The 12,488-nt window shown below is 63.7% G+C and carries 6 protein-coding genes; all 6 read right to left on the bottom strand.

Translation table 11 applies throughout. The features are described from left to right. Positions 1-107 precede the first annotated feature (107 nt). The 6 genes from AC6R19_RS09955 to AC6R19_RS09930 all read right to left on the bottom strand — a co-directional run bounded on the left by AC6R19_RS09955 (position 108) and on the right by AC6R19_RS09930 (position 12,335). Positions 108-2,915 carry a glycoside hydrolase family 9 protein gene (locus AC6R19_RS09955; RefSeq protein ID WP_500579662.1) on the bottom strand — a complete coding sequence of 936 codons (2,808 nt, stop codon included), beginning with the start codon at positions 2,913-2,915 and terminating at the stop codon, positions 108-110. A gap of 71 nt (positions 2,916-2,986) precedes the next feature. Then, entirely contained in the window at positions 2,987-4,366 is a 1,380-nt protein-coding gene (locus AC6R19_RS09950) for a cellulase family glycosylhydrolase (RefSeq protein ID WP_500579660.1), read from the bottom strand. Between the two features lie 162 nt (positions 4,367-4,528). Beyond that, entirely contained in the window at positions 4,529-6,262 is a 1,734-nt protein-coding gene (locus tag AC6R19_RS09945; RefSeq protein ID WP_500579657.1) for a glycoside hydrolase family 6 protein, read from the bottom strand. Between the two features lie 119 nt (positions 6,263-6,381). After that, positions 6,382-8,304, bottom strand: coding sequence for a cellulase family glycosylhydrolase (locus AC6R19_RS09940; protein WP_500579656.1), 1,923 nt, complete (start codon positions 8,302-8,304; stop codon positions 6,382-6,384). A gap of 270 nt (positions 8,305-8,574) precedes the next feature. Beyond that, a complete protein-coding gene (locus tag AC6R19_RS09935; RefSeq protein ID WP_500579654.1) occupies positions 8,575-9,885 on the bottom strand; it encodes an endo-1,4-beta-xylanase in 1,311 nt (436 codons plus the stop codon). 209 nt (positions 9,886-10,094) lie between these two features. Then, the gene (locus tag AC6R19_RS09930; RefSeq protein WP_500579653.1) at positions 10,095-12,335 is read right to left on the bottom strand and encodes a glycoside hydrolase family 9 protein; all 2,241 of its coding nucleotides are present in this window, start codon (positions 12,333-12,335) and stop codon (positions 10,095-10,097) included. Between the last annotated feature and the right edge of the window lie 153 nt (positions 12,336-12,488).

Here is a 12,488-nt window from a genome sequence, read left to right as displayed (position 1 = left end):
TGGTGTGTACACTCTGAATTTCCTCTTCTTATTGCTCTGGTAGTGAAATATCTGGCTGAGCCAAATGATACCTGTAGGAGCCTGCCTGCAGGCAGGCTCCTACAGAGCTACTCAGCGATGCAAGTCACCGTTCCCAGATTGCCCGGCGAGCCCTGCATACCGAAGCTGGCGCTCTCACCCGGCTGCAGCAGGCCATTGTAACCGGCGTCGCCGCCGCTCAGCTGGCTGCCGCTGGTGGACGACAGGCTCAAGTTCCAGTAATTGCTGATACTCACCGGCTGGCCGAAGTCCAGCAGCACCGACCAGCCGTTTACCGGTTCACTGCCGTCGTTGGTGACGGTCACGTTGTTGAGCACAAAGCCCGCGCCCCAGTCGTCCACCTGGCCGACACTGCAGCTTAGGCTGCCCGCCGGCGCCTCGTAGACTTCCACGGTGACGCTGTCGCTCGCACCCAGCTCCTGGCCGCCCTCGGTGGCGATGATTTCCAGCTGGTAGAAGCCGGGTTGCGCGGGTGCCGGTGCCGTCAGGGTTCCGGAGCCGCTGCCACTCGCCACCAGCGCGCCATCCAGGTACAGATTGACGCCCTCGGCGTTCTGCAGGCTGTACTGCACCGGAATGTCCGCCCCCAGGGTAAAGCGCGCTCCGTCCGCGGGACTGGAAATATTGACCGCGGGAATTTCCGGCGCTTCCACCTCGATGGAAACCGTGGCCGGCGACGAAGTCGCGCCCTGGTCGTCGGTGACGGTGAAGGTGAAGCTGTCGCTGCCGAAGAAACCCGCCGCCGGCGTGTACAGGCGGCTGGCGCCGCTGCCGTCGAGGCTGCCGTTGGCCGGGCCGCTGGCCAGGGTGTAGCCGGCGATGGTGCCGTCGCTGTCGCTGCCGCTCAAAGTAATGGACAGGGCCGTCTCAAAGGGGGTGGACAGGCTCTGGCCATTGGCGCTGGGTGCGCAGTTGACCCCGGTGTCGCCGCCGCAGCCGCCGCCCGGCTCCTGGCCCCACACCAGTTGCCCCTTGTCGTAGAGGGCGATCAGCGGCGCCTGTTTGTGGCTGCCGGTGTAGTCGTCCCAGGAGGGATCGTTGTCCGGATTCCAGGGCGCGCCCTCGGGTACGGCGACGCGGTACTGGGTTTCCTTTTTCGACGCGGACTGACCGCCGGGATAGATGTCCACGCCGGCGAAGGACACTTCCACGTAGAAAATATTGTCTGCCGGATCGCCCCAGGGATGAGGGCCTGTGTAATCGGTGCCCTGGCTGTAGGCGCTGGTGAGGATCAGGTCTTCGGCGCCGTAGCCGGCATCCACCAGTTCGGAAATATCAATCCAGTAGCGCAGGCTCAGGTTGTCGGTGACCCGCGCCGGCCAGGCGGTGTGGTTGTGCACATAGGAGCTGATCTCGGTGTGGCGCGGACCGCTGGAATTCAGCTTGGCATCCGCGAAGAGTTCCAGGTCCCGGGTTTCCGGTGCCGGGAACTGCGCCTCCGGAATGGGGCTGCCGCCGAAATCCAGCCACAGGCGCGCGAGCGCGGAAGTAAATCCGGCGTTGTAGTCGGTGGCCACTTCGTTCAGCACATAGTCGCCGCGGTCGTTCTGGAAATTGTCATTGGCATCGGGCCCGCCGACCAGGGCGCCGACCAGTGTGTGGCGGTTGTCCACTGGGTCCTGCAGGCTGTCGTTCCAGGAGCCGTGGGCGGTGCGGTGGTGCGGCGATAGCGGATAGACGCTGCCGTAGCCGATCTGGTAGCTCATGTTCATCGGGTTGTCGCCGAGCAGGTATTCCATCTGGCTGACGGCAAAGTCGTAGTAGGTCTGCGCGCGCGCATTGCCGGGATCCGCCGAGGCCAGGTAATCGGAATACACCAGCGCGATAAAGGCGGTGTTGGACGCGTAGCGGGCAGCGCCCCACTGGTCCAGGTGGGCGAGGCCGCCAGGGGTGTAGGTCACGCGGTTGCCCTCGTAGCCGCTGGTCCAGAAATCCAGCCAGCGCTCGGCGTCGGCGCGGTACTCGGCGTCGCCGGTGAGCTGGGCCATCAGCACATAGCTGCCGTAGCTCTTGTCGTCCCAGGCGTGGGTCCAGCGGTAGGATTTGATCGACTGCTGGGGTTCAGTGGACAGGTTCGCGTAGTAGCTCTGCGCCTTATTTAAATAACCCTGGTCGCCGGTGGCGCGGTAGAGCCAGGCGGCGCCCCACACCAGTTCGTCGTTGTAGCCACTCCAGGAGTTGTAGTAGCTGCCGGCATCGGTGATGCAGTCGCTGTATTTGCCGCGGTAGTTGTCGGCAAAACTGTACAGCTGCTCGGCGTGATTGAGCAGACTGGCCGCGTAGGCAGCGTCGGTGGATTCGAACACCATGGCAATGGCGGCCAGCGCCGCGGCGGTTTCGCCGGCCAGGTCGGAGCCGGGGCAGTTGGCGTCGACCTTGTACGAGGGCCGCGCCATGGGCATGACTTCCGCCGCGCCCCACCAGGCGTGGTCGGTTCCGCCGTTGCCCACCTGGCCCCAGAGTTCATTCGGCGCGGTGTGCGCCTTGACGAAATAGTCAGCCACGAAACGCAGGTTGTTCTGGATGTGCGGCAGCTGGTCGGTCTGCTCGTAGGCCTCGCGGTTTTCCAGAAGACCCCAGGCGAGCATGGTCGCAGTGGCGGCCATCGGGAAACCGAATTTCACATGGTCGCCGGCATCGTACCAGCCGCCCAGCAGATCGACATTGTTGTCGGCGCCGTCGCTCATGCCGGAATCGCCGCGCCACTCGTTGCGATTCCACCCCGGGATGGGGCCTGACTGCTGGGCCTCGTAGAAATAAATGGATTTCTGCAGCGCCTCGCCGTAATTCGGCGCGGCCTGTAATTCTGTCGCCAGGGTCGCAACCGCGAGCAGCGCGCACCCTGATTGGAGTATTTTCGCTGTTGTTTTTTTCATACCGCCCTCTCTTTTCGTGATTGGGATGCCCCTTCCCCGCAATCGGGAGAGGGGAGCAGGATGGGGAATGGCTACTGCACAGTGCAGGTGACAGTGTCGAGGCTGCCCGGTGCGCCCTGCATGCCGAAGCTGGCGCTCTGGCCCGGTTGCAGCTGGCCGTTGTAGTCGACGTTGCTGCCGGTCAACTGGCTGCCGCTGGTGGACGACAGGTTGATGCTCCAGGCGTTGGTGATGGCCACCGGCTGGCCGAAGTCCAGCTGCACCGTCCAGCCGTCAACCGCGGCACTGCCGTTGTTGGTGACGGTGACGTTGTTGAGCACGAAGCCGGAATCCCAGTCGTCCAGGCTGCCGGCACTGCAGCTGAGACCGCCGCTGCCCCCGGAGCTGGAAGAACTGCTGGAGCTCGAAGAACTGGAGCTGGAGGATGAGCTGCTGCTCGATGAACTGCTGCTGGACGAGGAGCCGGTGCCGCTGCAGCCGGGAAAAACAGTGGCGCACTGGGCGGTTTCGGCGATGCCGTTTTCACCGTTGATCAGGCGGTCTCCCCAGGAAGACAAGTTGTTCCGGTCCCAGTTGATGACCATATCCAGGTTGGTGCAGCAGCCGCCGTTGCCGGACCAGGACCAGCCCAGGTAGCCGATACCGCGGGCCTCGGCCTCGGCGAGAATGGAGTCCTCGTCCACCGGGTTGCCGTTGTGGTCCGGCCCGAACTCGCCGATGATCAGCGGCAGGTTCATGTCCTGGAAGGCCTGCATATAGCTGGCCACCGCATTGCGGTCCGGGTAGACCTCGTACATATGCACCGAAAACAGCAGGTTGCCGAGAGGATCGGCGGCGGCCAGCGTCCCGGCGTTGTCGCGCATAAAGCCCTGCCAGTCCTGTCCCCAGTTGGCCGCGTCCACGACGATGGTGTGGGTGAGGCCGGCGTCGCGCAGGGCCTGGATCGCCGCGCTGGTGTCGTCCACGTAGCTGTTTTCCGGCACATTGTTGCCGAAGGGCTCGTTGGCGATATTGATCAGCACATAATCCTCTTCACCGCTGATGGCCTCGAGGATATCCGGGCTGGTCCAGTACTGCGCGGCCTCGGAAATGTGAATCGCCGCACTCTCCTCGCCCCAACCTGTGGCATCGTGCACTTCCAGCATGCAGATGAGCGCCAGGGATTTGCAGTGGGCGATCACATCGGCCACATCGGCGCCGTCATTGCGGCTCCAGCGGCCACCGGTGGCGAGCACTATGCGCACCGCGTTGACGCCGGTGGCGGCGATATCCTGCAGCGCCTGCGGGGTTCTGTCGCGGTACCAGGTGTGGGCGTGGTTGACGCCGCGCATCACAAACGGGTTGCCGTTGGCGTCGAGCAGCTGGCCGTTTTCTATCGTGAAGCCGGCCCAGGTGTTGGTTCCGGCCAGCAGCAAGCCGGCAGCGCATAGTCGGCGGAAAAATTTTTTCACTTTTCTATCCTTCATCTTTCGTATCCCTGTAGGAGCGGCGGGACGGCCATCCGCCCCGCCGCTCCTACAAGGGAAAATTGAATGGCTCCGCGAGGAGCCCCCTCCCCCGGCCCCTCCCCCGCAAGCGGGGGAGGGGAGAAACGAGGGCTCCGTGCTTTCAGGTCAATCCAGCGGCGGGTAGGCATTTTCCACCAGCACCTGGAAGGCCTCCGGGAACCAGCGGCCCGCGTGGGGGGCATTGGGCAGGGCGCCGGTAGCGCTGTTGCCGTTACGCTCGTTGCCGCCGTAGTTCGGGTCACACATGGGATCGTGCTTCTTGTTGGGATCATTGGGATCCTGCTCGAAGTTGGGATCCGAGATGCCGTCCGACTCGCCCTGGGGCTTGACCCACACGTAGGCGTCCACGCCCGGGTGCGGATTGGCCTGGGGCCGGAAGCCGACGCCGCCGGGCTGGTTGCACCAGTTGCCGCGGTGGAAGCGCCGGTCGATGCGCGACTCGTTGACGTAGGTGTTGAGGTCGCTGCTGGTGGAGGTTCCGGTGGGCCTGTCGGCGCCGCCCCAGCCGTTGCGGCCGGTGTCGATCAGCATGCCGAGGGTGCTGGGCGCTCCGCGGTTGATCATGGCCTGGCGCCAGTCCTGCACGAAGTCCAGTTCCTCGAGGTAGTCGTTCCACTCGTAGAAATCCGCCGAGCGCACCGGCTGCCCGCCCACGTTCAGGGTGGGATCAGGCAGGTAGGGTTCCTCAACCGGGGTGTAGTTGGCGGAGTTGGAGACAAAGCCGTTTACGCTGTCCCAACCGGCGTTGGTGCTTTCCACCACATCGGCGATCAGGTCCACCGCGGGACCGAAGTTGCTGCTCCAGCCGAGCCAGCCGGAGTGCGCGATGTCCACGTAGGAATGCACATGGGGCAGTACGGACAACTGGTTCAGCGCGTAGCGGATGCCGTCGCGGTAACCGCCGGGGCCGTTGGCCTCCTGACACTCGGGAATGCTCAGGTTGGTCACCAGGTTGGGCAGCGAGTCCACTTCGATGATGGCGACGATATTGATGTCGCTGAAATCGGCGAGGATATCCGCGATCGGATCGATGTACTCCTCCTGGTAGCGCTGGAAGCCGTTCTCGGCGATCAGCAATTCGCCGTTGGAGGCCAGCGCCGAACAGTCGCGGTTGGGCAGGTCGTAGACCACGAACATGAACAGGTCGTCGCCGTTGGCCCGCGCCTGCTCCAGGTGGCCGCGCAGGCCCACGCCGTCGGTGATGGCGCCGATGCGGTCCATCCACACCGCGGAGCTCTCATTGGCAATGGCGCTGCCGCCGGGCTCGGCGGCCGCATTGGCGGACCACTCGGGGTTGACGTACCAGCTGCTGGAGGCGGCGAAGGGGTTGTCGTGATGCTCACCGGGGTTGCCGCTGGAGCTGGAGCTACTGCTGGAGGAAGAACTCGAAGCACCACTGCTCGAGGAGCTGGACGAACTGGAGCTGCTGCTCGAAGAGCTGGAACTCGAACTGGAAGAACTGCTTGACGAGCTGCTGGACGAACTCGAGGAGCTTCCGCCATCGCCGTATTCAAACATTACCGTCACCGGCGCTGGAGATACGCTGCCCGGCGTCGCGGTAAAGCCGAAACTCACCTGGCCGCCGGGGGCGATGACGCCATTGTAGTTCGCGGCCTCGACCACATAGTGGTCGCCCACATGGGACACAATGGTGCCGTTCCACAGGTTGTTGATATCCACCGCCATATCGAACTCGACAGTCCAGCTGGTGGTCGCGGTACTTTCATCGTTGACCACCAGTACCTCACCCTGGAATCCGCTGCCCCAGTCGTTGACGATATTCATCGTGGCCTGGGCGGCTAAGGCCGCCGGCGCACACAGCAATAGAATTGGAAGCACAAGGCTTCGCTTGATTAACCGGTACATGATCTTCCCCTCATCACAATTTGAAATTTATTAGTAATGGAAAACACACGTTGTAGGAGCGGCCCACGGCCGCTCCTACAAAATCGGCGCCTTTATTGGTTGTTCCACAGCTGGTTCAGCAGGTTGGTCTTGCGCTGGTCGAAGTCCTGCCACTCGCCCCAGCCGGTGGTGTTGGTGATGGGGTCGTAGGCGTGGCCATACCAGCCGCCGGTGTCGCCGGACTCGGGGTTGATGGACCAGTAACAGCCCTGGATATTTTTCTCCACCATGTAGTCGACGAAGGCCTGCTGCCACTGGCCATCCACCACACCCGGCTGGATGTGATCCCAGCGGTTCTGGTCGCGCACAGCGCCCTTGTCGGGCCAGTCCAGGTTGCCGCCGAACTCGCCGACTACCATCGCGTAGCCCATATCGCGCAGGTAACCGAAGTGCTCTTCCCAACCCTGGCGCAACAGGTCCGCATCGATCACGATATTGCAGTCGGCATCGCCGGCGGCGTCGCCCTCCAGTCCCTCACACTCGGGCTGCGCCGGGTCCATAAACATCTTCTGCACGAACACGGACGGGCCGTAGGTGTGGGGCGAGTAGACCAGCCGCTCCTTGGGAATATTGGGCGGATTGCTGCCAGCCTCGTAGAGGTTCTCGCCCCAGTTGGGGTTGGTGAACTCGTCGCCGTGGGGCACCTGGGTCACCGTCTCCGGCGTGCCATCCTGATTGTCCGCGGTGGCGGAAATGCCCTGTACGAACAGCAGCAGGTTGGGGTTCACTTCGTCGATGGCCGCGTAGGCATCCTCGATATGGGTCTTCCACTCGTCCCAGGTGTAGTCCCAGGGCTCGTTAAAGATGTCGATGCCGATGATGTTGTCCACACCCAACTGCTGCTCCAGCCCGGCCAGCTCGCGCAGGTTGTCGAGCCACTGGGCCTTGTCGTAGGCCTGGACGCGGGTCACACCGGCAGGGTTGTTGGTGGCCGCGCAGGAGCTGTCCTCACGGTAGAAGTCGTAGTTGTCCCGGTCCGCATCCGCGTAGGGTGGGCGAGCATCGAAGCGACCGGCCCGCCAGCCTATGTAATTGGAGCAGGAGTGGATATCCAGCATCACCTCGATATTGTTCGCGTCCGCGGCGAGGATGAATTCCTCCAGCGCCTGGCGCGAGTTGGGCACGCGCACCGACTCGTGGTTCTTCAGGTAGGGGGCCTGACCCTGCGGGTCGCTGGCATCCAGGGTCTGCGGCACCACCGGGAAGCGCACCACGTTGATGCCCATGCCGGTGATCTCGGTCATCGTCTGCTGGATGGTGCGGCCGGTACCCTGGTTGTTGTTGGCCCAGAAAGTGTTGCCGATGTACAGCTCCATCGGTGCGCCGCTGGGGTTGGTGGGGTCGTCGGACGGCTCGTGCCGACCCTCGAGCCCGAACCAGGAACCGCACTGCACAGGGAATACCTCGCCGTTCTTGGTGATATTGCCGCTGGCGTCCACGCGGAAACGGCCTCCGCCACTGGATGAGCTGGAGGACGAACTGCCGCTCGAGGAGCCGGACGAACTGGAGCTGGACGAACTTGATGAACTGGAACTGCTGCTCGAAGAACTGGACGAGCTGGAGCTGCTGCCCGAAGAGCTGGAACTGGACGAACTGGAACTGCTGCTAGAGGAACTGGAACTGCCGCCGTCACCGTTCACCGTTACCGGCACAGCCACCAGGCCGCCCGGGTTGCCGAGAAAACCGATATTCACGGTACTGTTCGGTGGGATCACCTGGTTATAGTCCTCCGGCCCCATCACATAGTGGTCGCCCTGGTGGGAAATCACCACCGCGTTCCAGTCGTTGTAAATATCCGTGGGCAGGTCGAACTCCAGGGTCCAGTTGGACAGGGTCTCGCCCGGCCCGGTGCTGAGGACAATCTCCCCCTGGAAGCCTGCGCCCCAGTCATTGGTGATATTCATGGTCGCGTCCGCCGCATAGGCGCCGGGTACTGCCAGAGAAATCCACAGCGGCAGAAGTTTCGGTTTAAACATTCGGTACATTATTTTTTCTCCCTCATCGCAGAGTGATTGAATGAAAAGCCATTCCGTCGGCTCGGCCACTGCTTCAATGCCGGAATACTCCTGTTCCTGGGTGCGAGGGCTGTGGATAGCCTCGCGGGGCTGTCCTTTTTTATTTTTTGTAACATAACTACATATTCCTGTAGGTTGGGTTGAGCGCAGCGAAGCCCAACGAGTCCGAGCCCCGGATGTTGGGTTTCGTGAGACTCACCCCAACCTACACGCTTGCCGAGTGCCCAATTTTCACGGTGCGGCGGTACACACCGGTGTGCCCACGGAACCGGGCGAACCCTGCATGCCGAAGCTGGCGCTCTGCCCCGGAGCCAGGTTGCCGTTGTAGGGCATATTGGTGCCACTGATGGCACTGCCGCTGCCCGATGCCAGTTCCAGGTTCCAGGCGTTGCTGACGGATACCGAATGCGGGAAGTCCAGCTGTACCGCCCAGCCGTTCACCGCCTGGGTGCCGTTGTTGGTCACGCGGTAATTCACCACGAAACCTTCTCCCCAGTCGTCGATGCTGTCCGTCGTGCAGCCGAGCGGACCGCCGCCCCCGGAACTGGATGAAGAACTGGAAGAGCTGCTGCTCGAGGAGGAGCTGGAGGAACTGCTAGAGGAACTGGAAGAGGAGCCCGCCCCCAGGTAGTCGCGCAGCCACACCATTGCCGCGCGCTCATTGGCGCTGTCCAACAGCCAGGCGTCCTCCTGCCACATGATGCCGCGCAGGTAGCCCCAGAGGGTCACGCCGGCCACCGCGGGATGTTCCCACAGCACCGGAAACTTCTGCTGGTATTCCGCCAGCTGTGCCTGGTCGTCGGCGTTGTTGATATCCAGTTCGGAGACGTAGATCGGCAGGCCGGTGGCGGCGAGGCGGTCCAGGTTCTGCCGGATGGTCTGCGGCGAAGCGGGCACCACGTTGAAGGTGTGCGCCTGCACCCCTATGCCGTCGATCAGTCCTCGGGCCTGCAACAGCTCGATGATTTCCAGGTACTGGGTGGTGGCGTTGCCGTCGTTGACGATGCCGTACTCATTGATCAGCAGCATGCCGCTCACGTGCTGGCGCGCCAGCTCGAAGGACCTGATCACCCAGTCCCAGCCGGTCGCCCCGGCGCCACCCAGGGCCGCGGCGTAGGAGGGTGGAGCGTGCAGCGGCTCGTTGACCACGTCCCACATGTCCGACTGCGGGTAGCGGGCACCGATTTCCGCTATCCACTCGGTCACCTCCTCCAGCTGCTCCTGCTGGCTGAGGCCGGAGATCCAGCCCGGCTCCTGGTTGCCCCACACGAGGGTGTGCTGCTTGAAGGGGATGCCGTTGTCCAGCGCGTAGTTGTAGGCGGCGTCGAGACCGCTCCAGTTCATGCTGTCGCGGCTCCCCTCCACCGAGCCCCACTTGCCGGCGTTTTCCGGTGTGACTTGGTTCCAGTAGTTGCCGAAACCGCCCGGTACGCTGTTTTGCGAAACATTGCCGAGGAATTTGTTGTGGTTCTCCGCCAGCTGCGCGCTGGCGCAGAGCGGTGCCAGCAGCAGAGCCGCGGCGATTGTTTTTACGAGTTTCATGGGTTTCTCCCGAATTGGCTTTTTATTTTTTTACGCCCTTCTCTCTCCATTTTTCCCCTCTCCCCCCCTCACCCCGGAGGGGCGAGGGGTCGGGGAGAACTGCGTAGGTTGGGCTGAGTGCAACGAAGCCCAGCGGACCCGGCGCCGTGGTGTTGGGCTTCGCGGAGCTCAGCCCAACCTCCGAAAATTTTCCGGGTTCCGGACCCCGCTCAGGGCAGCACCGTACAGTCCGGCGTGCCCACACCGCCCTGCTGCCCCTGCATGCCGAAGCTGGCGCTCTGCCCCGGCTGCAGGCTGCCGTTGTAGCCCACGTCGCTGCCGGTGAGCTGGCTGCCGCTGGTGCCCTGCAGGGAAATATTCCAGGGGTTGGTGATAGTGACCTCGTGGGGAAAATCCAGCCGCACCGTCCAGCCGCTTACCGCCTGGCTGCCGCCGTTGCTCACCGTGTAGTTGTTGAGCACGAAGCCCCCGCCCCAGTCGTCCACCGGTCCCGGCGTACAGGTGAGTCCGCCGGTGCCGCCGGAACTCGACGAACTGCTGCTGGAAGAGGAACTGCTGGAAGACGAGCTGCTGGAGGACGAACTGGAAGAACTGCTCGACGAGGAACTGCTGGAAGAAGAACTGGAGGAACTGCTCGACGAAGAGCCGGAACCGGCGCCAGCATAGTCGTCGTAAAAGGCCAGCGCCCAGGCCAGGGCGCCGTTCCAGTTGATGGTGACCTCGTTGGTGGACCAGGAATCGATATGGTCGATAAAACAGCTCTGCGGCCGGCTGACACAGCCCCCCAGTTGCTGCTGCGCCACCGGGTCCTGCAACTCCGCGTTGGGACCGCCGGCCAGGGCGCCCGGCGGCGCCCAGGGGAAGCTGCCGTTAATGGCGCCGGCCCAGAAGCGGTGGTGCGGCTGCGCAACGGCGTTGCTGCCGTGACCGGTGACATAGGAAAGCGACAGCACGTTGCGCCCGAAGATGTAGTCCAGCGCCTGGCCGAAGGCCTGCGCATAGCTGTCGTCACCGGTGAAGTCGTAGGCCAGGCCGACGATGGAGAGCTGGTTCAGCAACTGGTTGTTGGAACCCCAGAAATATTCCTCGCTGTCCATCGGCACCCGGTAGCCATTGGCCCCTATGTCCGCCACATGGATATCGGCGATGTCCACCAGCGCCTGGCGCGCGGCGGCGCGGCGAGAACCCGTGTGCCCGGCGGGCACCGTGGCCATGGAGATCAGCCCCGGCAGTTCCGTGTCCGGCCAGCCGTAGTCGGTGCGGGTGATGCTGTAATTGTCCAGCGTGGACAGGTACTTGTCGTCGCCGGTGGTGATATGGAGTTCGGACGCTGCCCAGTAAAACTCGTCCGCCGCCTCGTCGTCACCGTAACCGCCGCCGCCGTTGTCACAGCAGCCGTCGTAGAGCATGTTCGGGTTGGCCGTCGCCGCCTCCCAGGCGCTCTCCGCCGCCTCCAGGCAGCGGTCGGCGAAAGCCGCATCCACGCCCGCCCAGATACGCGCGCACTGGGCGCCCACCGCCGCCAGGTTCAGGGTGGCGGTGACGCTGGGCGGCACCAGGTTGCGCTGGCGGTCGTCCTGGTGCGGTGCCAGCGGCAGGCCTGTCCAGCCGTTGTCGTGCATCTTGTGGTGGACCATGCCCGCCAGCGGCTGCCCCGCGGGCACCTGCATGGTGAGCATGAACTCCAGCTGCCAACGCACCTCGTCGAGAAGATCCGGCACACCGTTACCGCTCTCGGGAATATTCAGCGCACCGTCGGAAAAATCCCCGGCGCCACCGCTGAGGTGTTCCAGGCGCTCGTAGAGATTCAACAGTTTCCACACGGAAATACCGCCGTTGACGACGTATTTGCCGTGGTCGCCGGCGTCGTACCAGCCCTTGGTCACGTCGAGGGAATAATTGCAGCTGCCCGGCCAGCAGGGCACCTGGAAGTCGCCCTTGTTCACTCCCTGGTTCAGGTGCCCGGCGGGACGCGCCAACTGCGCGCTCGCCGGGTAGCTGCCGTTGCCACTGCCGCTGTACTGCTGCGCTATCTCTATGCCGGAACGGTTGTGGTAGAAGTAGCGCAGCGCGTCATATTTGGGCGCGCGGAACAGGTCGGCGCCTATGGCGAAGGGGTAGCTCATGTCGCCGCCCACGTGCAGGCGGTAGCCGCTGCCGGGCTGGTCGAAAGCCGAGAAGTCGATCAGGTGCAGGCTCTCCCCGGAGGCGGCGTCGAAGCCCAGGGGCTGGCTGCTGCCGGAGGCCAGCAGATTTCCCCCCTGGCGCAACTCCCAGTTCATCGGCGAGCCCGTATCGCTGGCCAGCGTCGCCACCTTGCCCGCCCCCGGCAGGTAACCGATCTGGTTGACCCGAGGGTTACCCTCCTCCGCGCAGGCCGCGCCCGCGCCAAGCAACAGCGCGAGGGCGCCGCCGCGCCAGGCCGTTTTCGCTCTCGAAAAAAAATTCATGGGATTCTCCATCATCTTTTATTCATTATTTTTCGTAACCGCTCTCCCCTCCCCTGTTACCAGTAAGAGAGGCCTGGGCGGCCCTGATGCCGGGGGCCATTTGGGAAGCCTCATCGGCAAACATTTCCCAAATGGCCCCCGGCATCAGGGCCT

The sequence above is a fragment of the Microbulbifer sp. SE14 genome, from assembly GCF_059834885.1.
Note: the sequence above shows the minus strand (reverse complement) of the source record. Positions and strands in the feature narration are given on the sequence as shown.